Source organism: Microbacterium helvum (assembly GCF_014779795.1).
Classification (GTDB): Bacteria; Actinomycetota; Actinomycetes; order Actinomycetales; family Microbacteriaceae; genus Microbacterium; species Microbacterium helvum.
The window spans coordinates 70,296-89,803 of the sequence record NZ_JACXZS010000002.1 but is presented as its reverse complement, the minus strand read 5'-3'; the positions used below and the strand labels follow the sequence as shown (position 1 = coordinate 89,803).

At 68.3% G+C, this 19,508-nt stretch carries 17 protein-coding genes; 6 read left to right on the top strand and 11 right to left on the bottom strand.

The window, feature by feature from the left end:
- Window positions 1-21: 21 nt before the first annotated feature.
- From ctaE to IF188_RS03470, 5 genes are all read left to right on the top strand, one after another.
- A complete protein-coding gene (ctaE, locus tag IF188_RS03490; RefSeq protein WP_141893516.1) occupies window positions 22-663 on the top strand; it encodes an aa3-type cytochrome oxidase subunit III in 642 nt (213 codons plus the stop codon).
- A gap of 20 nt (window positions 664-683) precedes the next feature.
- Window positions 684-1,484 carry a cytochrome bc1 complex diheme cytochrome c subunit gene (qcrC, locus tag IF188_RS03485; RefSeq protein WP_191170741.1) on the top strand — a complete coding sequence of 267 codons (801 nt, stop codon included), beginning with the start codon at window positions 684-686 and terminating at the stop codon, window positions 1,482-1,484.
- Window positions 1,485-1,524: 40 nt separating this feature from the next.
- Window positions 1,525-2,604 carry a cytochrome bc1 complex Rieske iron-sulfur subunit gene (gene qcrA, locus IF188_RS03480; RefSeq protein WP_191170410.1) on the top strand — a complete coding sequence of 360 codons (1,080 nt, stop codon included), beginning with the start codon at window positions 1,525-1,527 and terminating at the stop codon, window positions 2,602-2,604.
- Window positions 2,601-4,454 carry a cytochrome bc1 complex cytochrome b subunit gene (gene qcrB / locus IF188_RS03475; RefSeq protein ID WP_224751404.1) on the top strand — a complete coding sequence of 618 codons (1,854 nt, stop codon included), beginning with the start codon at window positions 2,601-2,603 and terminating at the stop codon, window positions 4,452-4,454. The genes qcrA and qcrB overlap by 4 nt, the downstream gene beginning before the upstream one ends.
- Before the next feature lie 175 nt (window positions 4,455-4,629).
- Window positions 4,630-5,049 carry a rhodanese-like domain-containing protein gene (locus tag IF188_RS03470; RefSeq protein WP_191170409.1) on the top strand — a complete coding sequence of 140 codons (420 nt, stop codon included), beginning with the start codon at window positions 4,630-4,632 and terminating at the stop codon, window positions 5,047-5,049.
- A gap of 19 nt (window positions 5,050-5,068) precedes the next feature.
- Here IF188_RS03470 and IF188_RS03465 read toward each other — a convergent pair whose 3' ends face one another.
- The 6 genes from IF188_RS03465 to IF188_RS03440 form a co-directional block, all read right to left on the bottom strand.
- Window positions 5,069-5,890, bottom strand: a complete 822-nt coding sequence (locus tag IF188_RS03465; protein WP_191170408.1) for a PP2C family protein-serine/threonine phosphatase — start codon at window positions 5,888-5,890, stop codon at window positions 5,069-5,071.
- A gap of 55 nt (window positions 5,891-5,945) precedes the next feature.
- Window positions 5,946-6,380 (bottom strand): aa3-type cytochrome oxidase subunit IV, encoded by a 435-nt coding sequence (ctaF, locus tag IF188_RS03460; RefSeq protein WP_191170407.1) that lies wholly within the window; start codon window positions 6,378-6,380, stop codon window positions 5,946-5,948.
- Window positions 6,381-8,108: an aa3-type cytochrome oxidase subunit I gene (gene ctaD, locus IF188_RS03455; RefSeq protein ID WP_191170406.1), complete on the bottom strand. Its 1,728-nt coding sequence runs from the start codon at window positions 8,106-8,108 to the stop codon at window positions 6,381-6,383.
- A complete protein-coding gene (gene ctaC / locus IF188_RS03450) occupies window positions 8,108-9,013 on the bottom strand; it encodes an aa3-type cytochrome oxidase subunit II (protein ID WP_191170405.1) in 906 nt (301 codons plus the stop codon). Before ctaC ends, ctaD begins: the two co-directional genes overlap by 1 nt.
- Before the next feature lie 168 nt (window positions 9,014-9,181).
- A complete protein-coding gene (gene erpA, locus IF188_RS03445; RefSeq protein WP_141893508.1) occupies window positions 9,182-9,547 on the bottom strand; it encodes an iron-sulfur cluster insertion protein ErpA in 366 nt (121 codons plus the stop codon).
- A 102-nt stretch (window positions 9,548-9,649) separates the two neighbouring features.
- Window positions 9,650-11,050: a dipeptidase gene (locus IF188_RS03440; protein ID WP_191170404.1), complete on the bottom strand. Its 1,401-nt coding sequence runs from the start codon at window positions 11,048-11,050 to the stop codon at window positions 9,650-9,652.
- A gap of 48 nt (window positions 11,051-11,098) precedes the next feature.
- Between IF188_RS03440 and IF188_RS03435 the strand changes: the two genes are divergently transcribed.
- Window positions 11,099-11,680: a DUF3043 domain-containing protein gene (locus tag IF188_RS03435; RefSeq protein ID WP_191170403.1), complete on the top strand. Its 582-nt coding sequence runs from the start codon at window positions 11,099-11,101 to the stop codon at window positions 11,678-11,680.
- Between the two features lie 24 nt (window positions 11,681-11,704).
- Here IF188_RS03435 and IF188_RS03430 read toward each other — a convergent pair whose 3' ends face one another.
- The 5 genes from IF188_RS03430 to dnaE all read right to left on the bottom strand — a co-directional run bounded on the left by IF188_RS03430 (window position 11,705) and on the right by dnaE (window position 19,435).
- Complete coding sequence (locus IF188_RS03430; RefSeq protein ID WP_191170402.1) at window positions 11,705-12,730, bottom strand: quinone-dependent dihydroorotate dehydrogenase; 1,026 nt, start codon at window positions 12,728-12,730, stop codon at window positions 11,705-11,707.
- Window positions 12,731-12,757: 27 nt separating this feature from the next.
- Window positions 12,758-13,252, bottom strand: coding sequence for a transcriptional regulator NrdR (gene nrdR, locus IF188_RS03425; protein WP_191170401.1), 495 nt, complete (start codon window positions 13,250-13,252; stop codon window positions 12,758-12,760).
- A gap of 12 nt (window positions 13,253-13,264) precedes the next feature.
- Complete coding sequence (gene hisD, locus IF188_RS03420; protein WP_191170400.1) at window positions 13,265-14,614, bottom strand: histidinol dehydrogenase; 1,350 nt, start codon at window positions 14,612-14,614, stop codon at window positions 13,265-13,267.
- Between the two features lie 30 nt (window positions 14,615-14,644).
- Window positions 14,645-15,850 (bottom strand): hypothetical protein, encoded by a 1,206-nt coding sequence (locus IF188_RS03415; RefSeq protein ID WP_191170399.1) that lies wholly within the window; start codon window positions 15,848-15,850, stop codon window positions 14,645-14,647.
- A 114-nt stretch (window positions 15,851-15,964) separates the two neighbouring features.
- The gene (gene dnaE, locus IF188_RS03410) at window positions 15,965-19,435 is read right to left on the bottom strand and encodes a DNA polymerase III subunit alpha (RefSeq protein WP_396652740.1); all 3,471 of its coding nucleotides are present in this window, start codon (window positions 19,433-19,435) and stop codon (window positions 15,965-15,967) included.
- Window positions 19,436-19,508: the final 73 nt, after the last annotated feature.

The window sequence follows — 19,508 nt, the reverse complement described above, 5'->3', positions numbered from 1 at the left end:
CGGCGGCCCGAATCGGCCATAATGGGGAGCGTGACGACCTCCACAGCGACCTACTCCCAGGCCATGCGGTCCGTCAAGCGGCCGGATCCGGTCGCTGTCGGCACCATCGTGTGGCTCGGCAGCGAGGTGATGTTCTTCGCGGGCCTCTTCGCGATCTACTTCACCTTGCGCAGCACCTCCCCCGAACTGTGGGCCGAGAGCACCGAGAAGCTCAACGTCCCGTACGCGACCGTCAACACGATCATCCTCGTGCTGTCCTCGGTCACGTGCCAGATGGGCGTGTTCGCGGCCGAGCGGTTCCAGCCGTACTCCACCAAGAAGCGCGGCTGGCTCGGCTGGGGCATGGTCGAGTGGTTCTGGCTGACGTTCGCGCTCGGCGCGCTGTTCGTCTCGGGCCAGGTGTGGGAGTACGCCCAGCTCGTCACCGAGGGCCTCCCGATCTACGCCAACGCGTACGCCTCGGCCTTCTACCTCACCACCGGCTTCCACGCCCTCCACGTCACCGGCGGCCTCATCGCCTTCCTCCTGGTGATCGGCCGTGCGTACGCCGTCAAGAACTTCGGGCGCAAAGAGATGACCTCGTCCATCGTCGTGTCGTACTACTGGCACTTCGTCGACGTCGTCTGGATCGCCCTGTTCCTCGTCATCTACTTCCTCAAGTGAGAGCGGAGCTGAACCCCGACATGGCACGAGAGACCACGCGCCGCTCCAAAGGCCGCCGCAGCCCCTGGGCCGCCGCCGCACTGATCGGCATCGGCCTGCTCATCACCGGCGGCGTGTACGCCGGTGCGTCCGCCGCGATGGCGGCGACGACGCCCGAGACGACTAAGTCGGCGCTCACGGCCGAGGACGGCAAGAAGCTGTTCCAGGCGAACTGCGCGACCTGCCACGGCCTCGACGTCCAGGGCACGCCCGACGGCCCGTCGCTGTACGGCGTCGGCGAGCTCGCGGTGCACTTCCAGATGAGCACCGGCCGCATGCCGCTGCAGATGCAGGGCCCGCAGGCTCCGCAGAAGCCCGTGCAGTTCACCGAGGACCAGATCGGCGCCATCGGCGAGTACATCCAGTCGATCGCCCCTGGCCCGACCTTCCCCGACGACGAGGTCCTCGACGGCGAGGGGAGCGCGGCAGAGGGCGGCGAGCTCTTCCGCATCAACTGCGCCATGTGCCACAACGTGGCCGGCGCCGGCGGTGCGCTCACCGAGGGCAAGTACGCGCCCAACCTGCACACCACCACCCCGCTGAACATGTACGCGGCGATGGTGACCGGTCCCCAGAACATGCCCGTGTTCAACGACATGACGCTGACGACCGAAGAGAAGCGCGACATCATCACCTACCTGCTCTACCTGCAGGACAATGAGTCGGCGGGCGGCTTCTCGCTCGGCTCGCTCGGCCCCGTCTCCGAGGGCCTGTTCATCTGGATCTTCGGGATCGGTTCGCTGATCGCCATCACCGTGTGGATCACGGCGAAGTCCAACTGATCGACGTTTCATCTAGACGCATTACCGACTGAGGAGCAGCATGGCCCACGAGGACGACCCGCTAGAGCACGAGAGGGCTTCCTGGAAGCCCTCCCCCGGGCTCGCCGTAGCGGTCAGCGACCCGGTGACCAATCCCGGTCTCCCGCCGCACCGTGAGCGGGTCACCGACAAGGACCCGGCCGCCATGCAGCGGGCCGTCCGCACGGTCTACACGCTCTTCTACCTCTCGATCGCGGGCAGCATCTGGGCGGTCGCCGCCTACATGCTCTTCCCGATCGAGAGCGGACGGATCATCGACATCCGCCACAACAACCTCTTCATCGGACTCGGCATCGCGCTCGCGCTGCTGGCCATCGGCATCGGTGCCATCCACTGGTCCAAGGCCGTCATGTCCGACAAGGAGTTCGTGGAGCCGCGTCACGCGACGCGTGGCCGCGACACGACGCGTGAGGCCGCGATCAAGGCGTTCGCCGACGCGAACGAGGAGTCCGGCTTCGGGCGCCGCGTCATGATCCGCAACTCGCTCATCGCCGCCCTCGTGGCCTCGGTGGTCCCCGGCGTCGTGCTGTTCCGCGGTCTCGCGCCCTTCAACTCCCCCGAGAACCCGCACGCGGGCGACCCGGTGTACCTCCTCGAGCACACGATGTGGAAGAAGGGCATGCGCCTCGCGCACGACCCGTCGGGCGAGCCGATCAAGGCTTCGGACCTCACCCTCGGCTCGGCCGTCCACGTCATCCCCGAGGCCCTCGCGGACGTCTCGCACAGCGACGGCTACCTCGAAGAGAAGGCGAAGGCCCTCGTCCTCCTGGTCCGCCTGCTGCCCGAGCAGCTCGTCGAGAGCGAGGACCGCAAGGAGTGGTCGTACAACGGCATCGTCGCGTACTCCAAGGTGTGCACGCACGTCGGCTGCCCCGTCGCCCTGTACGAGCAGCAGACCCATCACCTGCTGTGCCCGTGCCACCAGTCGCAGTTCGACGTCACCGACCACGCCAAGGTCATCTTCGGCCCGGCGGCCCGCCCGCTGCCGCAGCTGCCGATCACCGTCGACGATGAGGGCTACCTCGTCGCGCGCAGCGACTTCACCGAACCCGTCGGCCCGAGCTTCTGGGAGCGTCATTGAGTACCGCAACCGTCACCGAGCAGCCTGAGGCTCCCGTGGCACCCGCGTCGACGACCGGGCGCGACAAGCCCCTCGGCGGCCGCTTCATCGGCGCCACCGCGAACTACATCGACGAGCGCACGAGCCTTTCCGGCTTCGTCAAGGAGCTCGGCCGCAAGATCTTCCCCGACCACTGGTCGTTCATGCTGGGCGAGATCGCCCTGTGGGCCTTCGTCGTCGTCCTGCTGTCGGGAACATTCCTCACGTTCTTCTTCCAGGCGTCGATGGTCGAGACCCACTACAACGGCGCGTTCCTGCCGATGCGGGGAATCGAGATGTCGGCGGCCATGTCGTCGACGCTCAACATCTCGTTCGACATCCGCGGCGGTCTTCTCGTCCGTCAGATGCACCACTGGGCCGCGCTCGTCTTCGTCGCCGGCATCGGCGTGCACATGCTCCGCGTGTTCTTCACCGGTGCGTTCCGCAAGCCGCGCGAGCTCAACTGGGTGATCGGCTTCATCCTCTTCATCCTCGCGATGGCCGAGGGCTTCACCGGCTACTCGCTCCCGGACGACGTCCTCTCGGGCAACGGCCTGCGCATCATCGACGGCATGGTCAAGGGCATTCCGCTGATCGGCACCTGGACCTCGTTCCTGCTGTTCGGCGGCGAGTTCCCCGGCACCGCGATCGTCGGCCGCCTCTACACGCTGCACATCCTGCTGCTGCCGGCGATCCTCGTCGGTCTGCTCGTCGTCCACCTCATGCTGATGGTGATCAACAAGCACACGCAGTTCGCGGGCGCCGGACGCACCAACAGCGTCGTCGTGGGCTACCCGATGATGCCGGTCTACATGTCGAAGATGGGCGGCTTCCTGTTCATCACGTTCGGCGTGATCGTGCTCATCGCCTCGCTCTTCACGATCAACCCGATCTGGAACTACGGCCCGTACGACCCGTCCCCCGTGTCGGCCGGTACGCAGCCCGACTGGTACATCGGCTTCGCCGACGGCATGCTGCGTCTCATCCCGCCGGGGTGGGAGGTCGTGTTCCTGAACCGCACGTGGTCGTTCAACATCCTCGTGCCGCTCGGCGTCATCGGCATCTTCATCATCCTGGTTCTGATCTACCCCTTCATCGAGGCGTGGGTCACCGGCGACAAGCGCGAGCACCACATCGCTCAGCGTCCGCGCAACGCGGCCACGCGCACCGCGATCGGCGCCGCGGGCGTCACGATGTACGCCGTCATGTGGGCGGCTGCCTCGTCCGACATCATCGCGACCCACTTCTGGCTCACGATGGAAGGCGTCATCCACACGCTGCAGGCACTGCTGATCCTCGGGCCGATCGTCGCCTACTTCGTCACGAAGCGCATCTGCATCGCGCTGCAGAAGAAGGACCGTGAGATCGCTCTGCACGGCTACGAGTCGGGTCGCATCGTGCGTCTCCCGGGCGGCGAGTTCATCGAGGTGCACCAGCCGGTCGACGAGTACGAGCGCTTCAAGCTCGCGGACTTCGACACGTACGAGCCGCTTGTGGTGCGTCCGAACGCCAAGGGCCGCATCCCGTGGCACCAGAACTTCCGCGCCTCCATCTCGCGGTGGTTCTTCGAGGACCGCCTCACCCCGGTCACGCAGGGCGAGCTCGACGCGGCGCTGGCGCACCAGCACCACGACCTCGATCACATGGCCGCCGAAGAGGATCTCGAGCTGCAGGGAGCGCACGAGCGCGCCGGCGTCCCCGATGCCCCGCACAAGCCGATCGACGACGGACACAACTCCGAGACGGCCGTCCGCCCCTCGAACGTCATCGTCCCCGAGCCCGAGCCGGGCACGAAGGCTCCGAAGAACCGCGAGAAGGAGTCCGACCAGTAGGGTCGATTCCTTCGCCGACGGATGCCTCGGCACGATCTTCCGGATCGTGCCGAGGCATCCGTCGTTGCGGCGCGGAACGCACCGCCGCGGCCGCTCCCCCGATTCGGCAGGATTCCGGCGGTCTCTGTCATCACCGAAGACAGGTCCACCGCGGCGTCGGACATACGGTGGATCCATGATCGACGCACTCACGTACTTCTCCACCAAGCTCGCCCTCGAAACCGACGCCTCGGACGTGTACGCCGCTCAGAAGGCCGGCGAGAGCTTCGTCCTCGTCGACGTGCGCGGCGACGAGGCGTGGGCTCAGGGCCGTGTGTCAGGGGCCGTGCACATCCCCTACCGCGACATCGCCGAGCGCGCTCCCCGCGAGATCCCGGCCGGCACGCCGGTCGTCGTGTACTGCTGGAGCCCGGGATGCAACGCCGGCGCGAAGGGCGCTGTCGAGTTCGCCAAGCTGGGGTACTCGGTGCGCGAGATGATCGGTGGCTACGAGTACTGGGTTCGTGAGGGCCAGCCGACCGAGAACGACGAGGGCGCACTCCCCCGGGTCTTCGACGCCCAGGTCATGGTCGTACGCACTCCTGTCGCAGGCTGAGCGCCCACGACGCGCACCATCAGGCGGAGTCCAGCTCCTCCATGAATCGTTCGGCGGCGGCGCCGTAGAACGACGCCTGCGGGCGTCCGCCGCCGGACGCGGTGTCTGCGACGAGGTGGTCTGCGATCACGTCGCACACGACCGCGGTGACGTTGTCTCGAGTTCCCGCCTCGAGCGCGAGCGCCACGCATGCCGCAGCAGCGGCCGCAGGATCGGAGTGCTCTCTCAGCCGCACGCGGATCTCGTCGACCGGCACGTAGTCGGTGAGCCCGTCACTGCACAGCAGCCAGCGATCGCCGGCGACCGCCTTCTGGACCGTGACGCTCGCGGCATCGCGGTCCGCGCCGCTCAGCGAGGCCGTGATGACGTTCCGACGCGGGTGCGTGGCGGCATCCTCGATCGTCACGACTCCCTGGTCTACGAGCGCCTGGACGAGCGAGTCGTCACGACTGCGCTGCTCGAGAACGCCCTCACGCAGACGGTACGCGCGCGAATCCCCGGTGTGGGCGAGGAGCAGGTCACCGTCGGCGGAGGCGAACAGACCGGTGAACGTCGTCGCCATGCCGCTCAGCGTCTGGTCGCGCTCGACATGCGCACGCAGATCCCAGTTCGCCAGGCGCACGACCGTCTGCAGCTGCGCGGCCTCGAGGCCATCGGGTCGGCCTGCGGCGATCCGGTGGACGAGCGCGGCAGCGGCGAGATCGCCGGCGGGGCCGCCCCCGACCCCATCGGCCACAGCGGCGCCCCACGGAGCCGTGAAGGCGGCATCCTGATTGATCGAACGGTGCGGGCCGACGTCGGAGTGCGCGGCCGCACGCAGACGAGCGCGAGGCCCCGTCACAGACGGGTCCCCGCGCTCGTGCGGCGGAAGGCCATGAAGCTCGGCTGCAGGCCGATCAGCGGGCGAAGTAGCCGCGGTAGTACTCGTACACCCAGCCGACGATCGCGATCACGAAGACGCCGATGCCGATGGGCATGAGCCAGGCACCGACGGCGAGGCCGATCATGCCCAGCGCCGCCGAGAACGCGAGGACGATGGGCCACCACGACCAGGGGCTGAACTCTCCGAGCTCGGGGTCACCGTCGTCGATGTCGGACGTCAGGATGTCCTCAGGCAGCTCGCCGCCCTGCGCCTTGTGCACGCGGCCGACGTAGAAGGCGATCAGCGCGCCCATCAGGGCCGAGAACAGCAGCGCGACGCTGCCCACCCATTCGATGCGGTGGTACCACTCGCCCTGGTCGTGGGCGAGGATGTTCCACGCCACGTACGTCACGAAGACGACGAAGAAGAAGCCCGACAGGAGCCACCAGAGTCCGGTGTTGGTGCGCACTTACTTGGCCTCTCCCTCGGCGCCGACGAGGACCGGCGACTCGGCCGCCTCCGGGTGGTTCAGGTCGAACGCGGGCCGCTCGCTGCGGATGCGCGGGATCGACGTGAAGTTGTGTCGCGGCGGCGGGCAGGACGTCGCCCACTCGAGCGACGCGCCGTAGCCCCACGGGTCGTTGACGGTGACCTTGGGCGCCTTGCGGGCCGTGATCCACACGTTGAACAGGAACGGGATCATGGACGCGCCCAGGATGAAGGCGCCGATCGTCGAGACCTGGTTCTGCCACGTCCAGCCATCTGCGGCCGAGTAGTCGGCGTAACGGCGGACCATGCCGTCCACACCGAGCCAGTGCTGGATGAGGAACGTCATGTGGAAGCCGATGAACAGCATCCAGAAGTGCACGTAGCCGAGACGCTCGTTGAGCATGCGACCGGTCCACTTGGGCCACCAGAAGTAGAAGCCCGCGAACATCGCGAAGACGACGGTTCCGAACACTACGTAGTGGAAGTGCGCGACGACGAAGTACGAGTCCGACAGCGCGAAGTCCAGCGGCGGCGAGGCGAGGATGACACCGGTGAGACCACCGAAGACGAACGACACCAGGAAGCCGAGCGCGAACACCATGGGCGTCTCGAACGTGACCGAGCCTCGCCAGAGCGTGCCGATCCAGTTGAAGATCTTCACGCCCGTCGGCACCGCGATGAGCATCGTCATCAGCGCGAAGAACGGCAGCAGCACCGCGCCGGTGACGTACATGTGGTGCGCCCACACCGCGACCGACAGGGCCGCGATCGCGATCGTCGCGTAGACGAGCGTCTTGTAGCCGAAGATCGGCTTGCGGCTGAAGACCGGGAAGATCTCCGAGACGATGCCGAAGAACGGCAGCGCGATGATGTACACCTCGGGGTGGCCGAAGAACCAGAACAGGTGCTGCCACAGCAGGACACCGCCGTTGGCCGGATCGTAGATGTGGGCGCCGAGCACGCGGTCGGCGGCAGCAGCGAGGATGGCCGCGGCGAGCACCGGGAACGCCATCAGGATCAGGATGCTGGTGATCAGCGTGTTCCACGAGAAGATCGGCATGCGCCACATGGTCATGCCTGGGGCACGCATCGTGATGATCGTCGTGATGAAGTTCACCGCACCGAGGATCGTGCCGAAACCGCTCATGCCGAGGCCGAGCATCCACAGGTTGCCGCCCGCGCCAGGCGAGAACGAGGCGTTCGCGAGAGGCTGATAGGCGAACCAGCCGAACGCGGCCGCGCCCTGCGGCGTGAGGAAGCCGGCGACGGCGATGGTCGAGCCGAACAGGAACAGCCAGAACGCAAAGGCGTTCAGACGCGGGAACGCGACGTCAGGCGCACCGATCTGCAGCGGCAGGATCGCGTTCGCGAAGCCGGCGAACAGCGGGGTCGCGAACATGAGCAGCATGATCGTGCCGTGCATCGTGAAGAGCTGGTTGTACTGCTCTTTAGTCGGCACGATCTGCATGCCGGGCTCGAAAAGCTCGGCACGGATGATCAGCGCCATGACTCCCCCGAGGAGGAAGAAGATCACGGACGCGATCAGGTACATGTAGCCGATCGTCTTGTGGTCGGTGGAGGTGATCCACTTGACGATGATGTTGCCCTTCTGCTCGACGCGCGTTGCGCTGAGCAGGGCCGCCTGCCGCGGCGGCAGGGTCGTCGGACGCCCCTGGGACGTCTCCTGGAGAGGGAGCGTCGTCGCCATCAGTGGTCCACCTCTTCCACGTTCTCATTCACGGATCCGCCCGTACCCGGGAGGTTCTGCAGTCGGTCGTAAGCGTCGTTGATGTCGCCCGTCTGGCCGGCGTCGCGCAGCGAGTCGAGGTACTCCTCGTACTCGGCGTCGCTCACGACCTTGACGTTGAACAGCATCATCGAGTGGTAGTCGCCGCAGAGCTCGGCGCACTTGCCGGCATAGGTGCCCTCGCGGGTCGGGGTGAAGGACCAGAAGTTGTCCTTCCCGATGTACATGTCCTTCTTGTAGAGGAAGTCGATGATCCAGAAGGAGTGGATGACGTCGCGCGAGGTGAGCGTGATCTTCACCTTCTTGTCGACCGGCAGGTACAGGGTGGGCAGCTCGTTGACGATGTCGCCCTTGGCATCGGTCTGCGCCTGCACGCCCATCGACCAGACGGTCTCGTCGTCGGTGTCGCCGGTGTACTGGAAGTCCCACGCCCACTGCTTGCCGATCGCGGTGATCTGGACGTCCGCCTGGTCATCGGTGTACTGCGTCTCGAGGATCGTCTGGTCGCGTGCCGTGAAGGCGAAGAACCCGATCACGAGGATCAGCGGGACGATCGTGTAGAAGATCTCGATCGGCATGTTGTACCGCAGCTGCACGGGAAGACCGGTCTGTCCCTTGCGGCGGCGGTACGCGATCGCCGCCCAGCCCATGAGACCCCAGGTGATGACGCCGACGATCAGCAGGACGATCCACGAGTTGACCCACAGCCCGGCGACCATGTCGGTGTGGTTGGTGGCCGCCTGGCCGTCTTCGGTGAACCCGGGGAGGAAGCCGTGCAGCTCGGTGGGGGTGCATCCGGCGAGGACTGCAGCCGTCGCGACCCCGATGGGGAGAACGGCCCAGCGGATACGGCGTTTCGAAGGCACGGTGCACCTTTCCGATCACGAACAGGACTCCCGCCAGTCTAGGGCAAGCGTCCAGGGGATTCAGGCCATCCGCCCAGGTTGAATCGTGTCGGCGGGCGCGAAAACGGCGGGCCCGAGCGCCATTCGGAGCGCTCGGACCCGCCGCAAAAGATTCGGATCGCCGGCTGATCAGTGGAAGCTGTCGCCGCAGGCGCACGAGCCGGCGGCGTTGGGGTTGTCGATCGTGAAACCCTGCTCGGAGATGGTGTCCTTGAAGTCGATCGTCGCGCCGTCGAGGTACGGAACGCTCATGTCGTCGACGATCACCTCGACGCCGTCGAAGTCCACCGTCTTGTCGCCGTCGAGATAGCGCTCGTCGAAGTACAGCTGGTAGATCAGGCCGCTGCAGCCGCCGGGCTGGACGGCGACGCGCAGACGCAGGTCGTCGCGGCCCTCCTGCTCCAGCAGGTTCTTGACCTTGCCCGCGGCGGCGTCGGTCAGCAGAACGCCGTGGTCGCGAGCGGTCTGCTCGGTCGTCAGTGCGGTGTCGGTCATGGCACTCCTCCGGACGGGCCGCCTGGATCCTTCATCCACTGCCGGCGGCGGGATGCCTCGATTCTACGCGTGCCCGCCGCCGGTCGGCCTGAATGCGTCCGATCAGGCACCTGCCTCGCGCGCGTCGAGCTTCTCCAGCAGCAGCGCCTCCGACAGCACCGCGTTGCGGAACGTCTCCAGGTGCAGCGACTCGTTGGGGCTGTGCGCGCGCGCGTGCGGGTCCTCGACGCCGGTCACGAGGATCTGGGCTCCGGGGAACTCGCGCACCAGATCCGCGATGAACGGGATCGATCCCCCGACGCCGATGTCGACCGGCTCGACGCCGTAGCCCTCGTGCAGCGCTTCGCGCGCAGCCTCGACAGCCCATCCCGACGTGTCGACCAGGAAGGGGTTGCCGTAGTCCTGGTCGGTGAACTCCAGCTGCGCCCCGAACGGCGCGTGCGCACGCAGGTGCGCCTCGATCGCGCCGTACGCCTCGCGAGCGGTCTGCCCGGGCGCGACGCGTGCGCTGATGACCACGGTGATCTCGGGGCTGAGCGTGTTCGAGGCGTTGACGACGCTGGGCGCGTCGATCCCGGTCACCGTGATGGACGGCTTGTTCCAGATGCGGCTCAGTATCGTGCCCGTGCCGGCGGGCGAGACGCCCGCCGGCAGTCCGGACTCGTCGCGCAGCGTCTCTTCGGTGTACTCGGGCGTGACGGCATCCCGTTCGGTCATTCCGGCGACGGCCACGGCGCCGTCGTCGTCCCACAGCGTCGAGAGCAGCTTGACGGTGGCCATCATGGCGTCGGGCACCGCGCCGCCGAACATGCCGGAGTGCGAGGCGTGCTCGAGGGTGCGCACGCGCAGCGTGAAGCGCGTGTTGCCGCGCAGCGACACCGTGAGCGCGGGCGTCCTGTCGTCCCAGTTGCCGGAATCGGCGACCACGATGACGTCGGCACGCAGGGCGTCGGCGTTGTCGGAGAGGAACTGGGCGAACGAGCGCGAGCCCGCCTCTTCCTCCCCCTCGAAGAAGAGCACCACGCCCAGGTCGAAGTCCGCGCCGAGAGCCTCTTTCAGCGCGCGCAGCGCGGCGATGTGCGCCATGATGCCGGCCTTGTCGTCGGCCGCGCCGCGCCCGTACAGGCGTCCGTCGCGGACCGTCGGCTCGAAGGGCGGCGAGTCCCAGACCGCCTCGTCGCCCACCGGCTGCACATCGTGGTGCGCGTAGAGCAGGATGGTCGGCCGCCCGTTGCGCGCGGCGCGGGTGGCCAGCACGGCCGGGTTGCCCTGCTCCCCCGTCTCGGGGATCGCCGCCGTGCGGATCTCGACGGTCTCGAACAGCCCGGTCTCGCGCACGAGTCCCGCGACCGCCTCGGCGCTGCGCTGCACCTGTGACGGGTCGAAACCGGGGAATGCGATCGAGGGGATCCGCACGAGTCCGCCGAGATCGGCGAGAGCGGAAGGGATGCCGGAGGCCGCGGCTTCACGCACAGCCTCCTGTCGGGAGAGCTCAGAGGTCATGCGGGTAATCTTAAGGGCACCCTTTCTTTCGCATCCCGAGGATCAGCCGTGGCCAAGAACTCCGCACCCGCGCCGAACGACGCACCTTCCGAGGGCACCGTCCTGAACGGCGAACCCGTCGGAAAGGGCCGCGCCACTCCCAGCCGAGCCGCCCAGGAGGCCGCTCGCAAGCGTCCGCTCGTGCCCGACACCAAAGAGGCGAAGGCCCGCGCGAAGGCCGACCTCGCCTCTCAGCGCGAGAAGGCGCGCATCGGCATGGCCAACGGCGACCCGCGCTACCTTCCCGCGCGCGACCAGGGTGCGCAGCGCAAGTTCGTGCGCGACTGGGTCGACGCCGGCTGGCACCTCGGCGAGATCGTGATGCCCGCGATGGTGCTCGTGATCCTCGCGACGTTCGTCAACATCCCCGCACTGCAGTTCTACGCGTTCGTGGGTCTGTGGGTCTTCATCATCTTCGTCATCGGCGACATGATCCTGACCTCGATCCTCGTGAAGCGCGCCGTGAAGAAGAAGTTCGGCGCCGACAAGATCGAGAAGGGGCTCGGCTGGTACGCCGCGATGCGCACGGTGCAGATGCGGTTCCTGCGCCTGCCGAAGCCTCAGGTCAAGCGCGGCCAGAAGCCGGCCTGACCGCGCTCCCCCGCTGTCGCGGGCTCAGCGCTGTGCGCGGAGCCCGCGATTGATCTGTCGCGCCCACAGCGGTCCGCGGTAGAGGAACGCCGTGTAGCCCTGGACGAGGTCGGCTCCGGCATCCACCCTCTCCTGCACGTCCGCGGCGGTCTCGACACCGCCGACCGAGATGACGCAGAACCCGGCGGGCACGGTGGCCCGCAGCAGCCACAGCACCTCGAGCGAGCGCGCCTTGAGCGGCGCACCCGACAGCCCGCCGTCGCCCGCTGCCGCGACCGTCGCGGCGTCGGTCGCGAGCCCCTCGCGTGAGATCGTCGTGTTGGTGGCGATGATGCCGGCGAGCCCCGCGTCGACGGCCAGCTGTGCGATCGCGGCGATCTCGTCGTCGGGCAGGTCGGGCGCGATCTTGACGAGAAGCGGTGTCGCACCGGCGGCGGTGTGGACGGCCTCCAGCAGCGGACGCAGGGTCTCGACGGCCTGGAGGCCGCGCAGCCCCGGGGTGTTCGGCGACGACACGTTGACGACGAGATAGTCGGCCAGCGGAGCCAGCAGCGTCGCGCTGCGGACGTAGTCGGCGGTGGCGTCGGCGACGTCCACCACGCGGCTCTTGCCGATGTTGACGCCGAGCACGGCGCGACGGGCGCGCTTGCGGAGCTTGCGCAGCCGGACCGCGGCCGCCTCGGCGCCGTGGTTGTTGAAGCCCATGCGGTTCACGACCGCACGATCGGGGATCAGGCGGAACAGGCGCGGACGGGGGTTGCCGTCCTGCGGGATCGCAGTGACGGTGCCGACCTCGACGTGGCCGAAGCCCAGTGCGTGGAGTCCGGCGGCGCCCTTCACGTCCTTGTCGAAGCCGGCCGCGACGCCGAACGGCGAGTCGAAGCGCAGGCCGAGGGCGGTCGTCGCGAGCTCGGGGGCAGGCCGTGTCACGGCGCGCGCCGCCCACGAGAAGGGCGGGACGCCGAGGACGCGGATGACGAGCATCGCAGCGTGGTGGGCGGACTCGGGGTCCATGCGCGACAGAACGGTGCGGAAGAGAAGGGGATACATCCCCTCTAGGCTATCGGGCGGTGCGGCTCAGGCTTCAGCGGGTGACGTCTCGTCGACCCGGTCTGCGGCCGCCCGGCGATGGTCGACGCGCAGCTGCTCGATCGCGGACTCGAAGTCTTCGAGCGAGTCGAACGCCTGGTAGACGCTCGCGAACCGCAGGTATGCGACCTCGTCGAGGTCGCGCAGCGGCCTCAGGATCGCCAGGCCGATCTCGTTGGCGTCGAGTTGCGACGCACCGGTCTGGCGGATGCTCTCTTCCACCGTCTGTGCGAGCACCGCGAGATCGGCGTCGGTGACCGGGCGTCCCTGGCAGGCCTTGCGCACACCGGACATCACCTTCTCGCGGCTGAACGGCTCGATCACGCCGGAGCGCTTGATCACGTTGAGGCTCGCCGTCTCGATCGTGGTGAACCGCCCACCGCATTCGGGGCACTGACGACGCCGGCGGATGCTGAGGCCGTCGTCGCTCGTGCGCGAGTCGATGACGCGCGAGTCGGCGTGGCGGCAGAACGGGCAGTGCATGAGGTCTTCAGCCTACGCCGGGACTCCGGGGACGGGCGCGGCACCCGCCGGACGAGTGGATGCCGCGTCGAAACGCGCGGCGACGGCCTCGCCGTGCGCGGGCAGGGCCTCGGCCTCAGCGAGGGTGACGATGGCGTCCCGCACCTCGGCGAGGGCGGCACGGTCGTACTCGATGACCTGCTGCGGGCGCAGGAAGGTCGCGGCGGACAGGCCGGACGAGTATCGCGCCTGGCCGCCGGTCGGCAGGACGTGGTTGCTGCCGGCCAGGTAGTCTCCGAGGCTCACCGGCGAATCCGGGCCGACGAACACCGCGCCGGCGTGCACGAACTCATCGACCCGGGGGTCGGCGAGATGCAGCTCGAGGTGCTCGGGCGCGTACGCGTTGCTGAACGCGGTCGCCGTGGCGAGGTCGTCGACGAGGACGACGGCCGATTGCGGCCCCGCGAGGGCCGCGGCGACGCGCTCGGCGTGGCGGGTCGCCGCGGCGCGCGGAGCGATCGCGGCGATCACGTCGTCGGCGAGGCGCGCCGAGTCCGTGACGAGCACGGCGGATGCCTGCTCGTCGTGCTCGGCCTGACTGATGAGGTCGGCGGCGACGAGCCGGGCATCGGCGCTGTCGTCGGCCACGATGAGGATCTCGGTGGCACCGGCTTCGGCGTCCGTGCCGACGAGTCCGGCGACCGCGCGCTTGGCGGCGGCGACGAAGTTGTTGCCGGGTCCGGTGACGACGTCGACGGGTGCGAGGTCGAGTTCGGCCACGCCGTGGGCGAGGGCGCCGATCGCGCCGGCCCCGCCCATCGCGTAGACCTCGGTGACACCGAGGAGCTTGGCCGCCCCCAGGATCACCGGGTGCACGCGACCCCCGAACTCTCGCTGCGGCGGCGACGCCAGCGCGATCTCGGCCACTCCCGCCACCTGGGCGGGCACGACGTTCATGACGACGCTCGACGGGTAGACCGCCTTGCCGCCGGGCACGTACAGCCCCACCCGCTGGACCGGCTGCCAGCGCTGCAGTACGCGGGCACCGGGGCCGAGCTCTGTCACGACCGGCGGGGGCACCTGCGCCGCCGAGGCTTCGCGCACCCGCGCGATCGCCTGCTCGAGCGCGGCACGGACCGCGGGATCGAGCGTGTCGAGCGCCTCGTCGAGGTGCGAGTCGGGCACGCGGATGGCGTGACCCACCGCGCCGTCGAAGCGCTCGGCCTGCTCGCGCAGGGCCGCCTCGCCACGCGCGGCCACATCGTCGACGATCTGCGCCGCCGTCGAGAAGGCCTCTTGCCGCGCCGCGGTGGCACGGGGAACGGTCGCGAGCAGTTCGGCGGGCGTCAGGGCGCGCCCGCGCAGGTCGATCGTCCGGAGCATCCGTCTACGGTACCGCGCGGGCGCCCCCTCTCAGCCGCGCGTGACGCCCGAGACGTCGTGCAGGTAGCCGATCCGGCCGTCCTCGTGGCGCACCACGAAGACCTCTCCGCGATCCTCGATCACGAGAGCCCACGCGGTCGGCCCGATGCGGAACACCGGGATGCCGATCTCGTCGACGATGTCGCGCTCCTCGGGCACGAGGGCCCAGAAGGCCTGGTGCTGCGGCGCCGCCGTCGGCTCGGGCTCCGAAGCCGTCTCGGGCGTGGCCTCGGACTCTGCGGGGGTTTCGACGGCGGGCTCGGACTGGGGTTCGGAGGCGACCTCCGGCTCAGGCTGGATCTCGGCGACCGGCTCGGGCTCTGCGGTTCTCTCCGGCGCGGACTCCGCGTACTCCGCCGCCGTGACCGTCGACATCACCGCGGTGGGTGCCTCTGCGCCGGGGCGGGAATCCGCGCCGACGACGTCGCCGTCGGCGTCCCAGTAGGGTGCCGGGTCGGCCTGGCCTGCCGCTGCCGCTTCGGCGGCCGACTCCGCGGATGCGGTGTAGTCGGCGTAGACGAGCGGGGCCTCAGGCGCCTGAGCCTCGGCGGACGCGACGGCGATAGGGGCGGCAGGACGAGGCGAGACCGCACGCACGGGGCGGGCCACACGATGCGCCGGAATCTCGGCGCGACCGACGAAGTCCTCGGAGAACGGCGGGATGAACGGTGCGAGCACCGTGAGGAACACGCCCGCGAGCATCATGACGAACTCGACCCACACGACCCACGTGCCGGCGAAGACGCGGCCGCCCAGGAAGGTGACGAAGGAGTTCCAGATGATGGCGAGCCAGAGGACCGTGGCGACTGAGAAGGCGACTGAGGCGAACTGGTCGATGGCGAGCGAGCCGACCCGTCGGATGCCCTGGGGCGACAGCCGGCGCAGCACGATGAGGAAGATCGCGACCGTGGGCACGCCGATGGTCAGCACCCAGTCGATGCCGCTCCCCCACACGGTGATGCCGCTGCCGATCTCACCGTAGACGGGGAAGAACGAGGCGATGAACGCGATCAGCCAGGCACCGGCGAGCGACACCTCACGGATCGAGAAGGGGCCGACGCCGTACTGCGGCGCTTGCGCCGGGGCGGCGGTGTCGTGGGCCGCGACATCGTCTGCGGCGATCGTGTCGGCCGAAGCCGCTGCGTCTGCGGCGTCCTCGCGCCTGCTCTCGTCGGTGTACTCGTCCGTCACGATCATCCCTTCCGGCGGGCTCCCGAGGCCCGTTTCGCCCTGATATTACCCACGGCGTATGAGACGCCGATGAGATCCGATGCACCGCGCGACGCACGTCGTCACGCGGTGCCGACGTGCTCAGCCCAGACATTGCGGGCCGAGCAGGCCCTTGAGCTCGCCGTACAGATCCGGCGTGATGCGCACCGGATGCGGCACCTCGAAGACCTTCGCGACCGACCCGCTGTGGAGCTTGAGCGACACCTCGGTGTCGCCCGCGTGCCGTTGCAGCGTCTGCAGCAGCTCGCCGATCACCGCCTCGCTCGCGCGTCGCTCGGGCATCAGCAGAACGAGACCGCTGGATTCGTCCATCGCCCCCAGGTCCGGGCTGAAAGCCGACTGCGCGTGCAGATTCATGCCGTCGTCGCGGCGCGAGACGCGGCCGCGGACCACGAGGATCGAGTCGGCCACCAGCATGTGCTGGAACTCGGTGTAGGTCTTGCCCATGAACATGACCGTGATCTCGCCGTCGAAGTCCTCGACCGTGATCATGCCGTACGGGTTGCCGCTCTGCTTGGCGACGCGGTGCTGGACGCTGGTCACGAGACCCGCGATGGTGACCATCTCGCCGTCGGCGATGTCTTCGGATGCGAGCAGATCGTGGATGTTCGTCGACGCGTGCTTCGCGAGCGGGATCTCCAGCCCCGCGAGCGGGTGATCCGACACGTACAGGCCCAGCATCTCGCGCTCGAAGGCCAGCTTGTCCTTCTTGGTCCACTCCGGACGCTCCGGCACCTTCGCCGACTGCTGCGGCTCGTCGTCGCCCCACAGCGCGTCGAAGTCGAAGCCGACCTCGCCGTTGGCCTCGCGGCGCTTGTCGAGCACGGCGGCCTCCGTGGCGTCCTCGTGGATCTCCATGAGGGCGCGACGGGTCGAGCCGAGCGAGTCGAACGCGCCGGCCTTGATGAGCGATTCGACCGTCCGCTTGTTGGCGACGTGCACGGGCACCTTCGACAGGAAGTCGTGGAAGCTCGTGTACCCGCCCTCGCTGCGCGCCGCGACGATGCCGTCGACGACGTTGGCGCCGACGTTGCGGACGGCGCCGAGGCCGAAGCGGATGTCTTCGCCGACGGCCGCGAAGTACCGGATGGACTGCCCGACGTCGGGCGGCAGCACCTTGATCCCCATGCGGCGGCACTCGTTGAGGTACACCGCCATCTTGTCCTTCGAGTCGCCGACGCTGGTGAGCAGCGCGGCCATGTACTCGGCGGGGTAGTGCGCCTTCAGATACGCGGTCCAGTACGAGACCAGGCCGTAGGCGGCGGAGTGCGCCTTGTTGAACGCGTAGTCCGAGAAGGGCAGCAGGATGTCCCACAGCGCCTGGATCGCGCCGTCGCCGAAGCCGCGCTCCTTCATGCCTCCTGAGAAGCCCTCGTACTGCTTGTCGAGCTCGGACTTCTTCTTCTTGCCCATCGCGCGACGCAGGATGTCTGCTTGGCCGAGCGAGAAGCCGGCGACCTTCTGCGCGATGGCCATGACCTGCTCCTGATAGATGATCAGGCCGTAGCTGATGTCGAGGATGTCCTTCAACGGCTCCTCGAGCTCCGGATGGATGGGCGTGACCGGCTGCAGTCCGTTCTTGCGCAGCGCGTAGTTCGTGTGCGAGTTCGCACCCATGGGGCCGGGGCGGTACAGCGCGATGACGGCCGAGACGTCTTCGAAGTTGTCGGGCTTCATGAGCCGCAGGAGCGATCTCATCGGCCCGCCGTCGAGCTGGAACACGCCGAGCGTGTCGCCGCGGGTGAGCAGGTCGTAGGCGGGGCGGTCGTCGAGCGCCAGGTGCTCGAGGTCGAGCTCTTCGCCGCGGTTGAGGCGGATGTTGTCGAGGGCGTCCGAGATGATCGTGAGGTTTCGCAGCCCCAGGAAGTCCATCTTGATGAGGCCGAGCGTCTCGCACGACGGGTAGTCGAACTGCGTGACGATCTGGCCGTCCTGCTCGCGCCGCATGATCGGGATGATGTCGAGCAGCGGCTCGGACGACATGATCACGCCCGCGGCGTGCACGCCCCACTGCCGCTTCAGACCCTCGAGCCCGAGGGCGCGGTCGAAGACCGTCTTCGCCTCGGGATCCGTCTCGATGAGGGTGCGGAACTCGACCGCCTCTTTGTACCGGGGATGCTGGGGGTCGAACATGCCGTCCAGCGGCATGTCCTTGCCCATCACCGCCGGGGGCATCGCCTTGGTGAGCCGCTCCCCCATGCTGAACGGGAAGCCGAGCACGCGGCCCGCGTCCTTCAGCGCCTGCTTCGACTTGATCGTGCCGTACGTGACGATCTGCGCGACGCGCTCGGAGCCGTACTTCGCCGTGACGTAGTCGATCACCTCGCCACGGCGACGGTCGTCGAAGTCGACGTCGAAGTCGGGCATCGAGACGCGGTCGGGGTTGAGGAAGCGCTCGAAGATGAGGCCGTGCTCGAGCGGGTCGAGGTCGGTGATCTTCATGGCGTAGGCGACCATGGAGCCTGCGCCCGAGCCGCGGCCCGGGCCCACGCGGATCCCGTTGTCCTTCGCCCAGTTGATGAAGTCGGCGACCACGAGGAAGTAGCCGGGGAAGCCCATCTGCAGGATGATGCCGGTCTCGTACTCCGCCTGCTTGCGCACCTTGTCGGGGATGCCCTCGGGGTACCGGTAGTGCAGGCCGCGCTCGACCTCTTTGATGAGCCAGCTGTCTTCGGTCTCGCCGTCGGGGACCGGGAAGCGCGGCATGTAGTTCGCCGAGGTGTTGAACTCCACCTGGCAGCGCTCGGCGATCAGCAGCGTGTTGTCGCACGCCTCGGGGTGGTCGCGGAAGAGCTGCCGCATCTCTTGCGCGGTCTTGATGTAGTACCCGTCACCGTCGAACTTGAACCGGTTGGGATCGTCGAGCGTCGAGCCGGACTGCACGCACAGCAGCGCCGCGTGCGCGTCGGCCTCATGCTGGTGGGTGTAGTGCGAGTCGTTGGTGGCGACCAGCGGGATGTCCAGGTCCTTCGCGAGGCGCAGCAGGTCGGTCATGATCCGGCGCTCGATCGACAGGCCGTGGTCCATGATCTCGGCGAAGTAGTTCTCTTTGCCGAAGATGTCCTGGAACTCCGCCGCCGCCGCGCGCGCCGCGTCGTATTGGCCGAGCCGGAGCCGGGTCTGCACCTCGCCGGACGGGCAGCCTGTCGTCGCGATGAGTCCCTTGCCGTAGGTCTGCAGGAGCTCGCGGTCCATGCGGGGCTTGAAGTAGTAGCCTTCCATGCTCGACAGCGAGCTGAGGCGGAACAGATTGTGCATGCCCGCCGTGTTCTCGCTCCACAGCGTCATGTGCGTGTACGCGCCGGAACCCGACACGTCGTCGCTCTTCTGCTCGGGCGACCCCCAGGCCACCCGCGACTTGTCACTGCGGTGCGTGCCGGGCGTGACGTAGGCCTCGAGGCCGATGATCGGGTTGACGCCGGCCGCCTGCGCGGCCCGGTAGAACTCGAACGCGGCGAAGGTGTTGCCGTGGTCGGTGACCGCGATCGCCGGCATCCCGTACTCGGCAGCCGCCTGCGTCATCGCGCCGATCTTGGCCGCTCCGTCGAGCATCGAGTACTCGCTGTGGACGTGCAGATGAACGAAGGAATCGGATGCCACGCAACGAGTCTACGGACGACCGCAG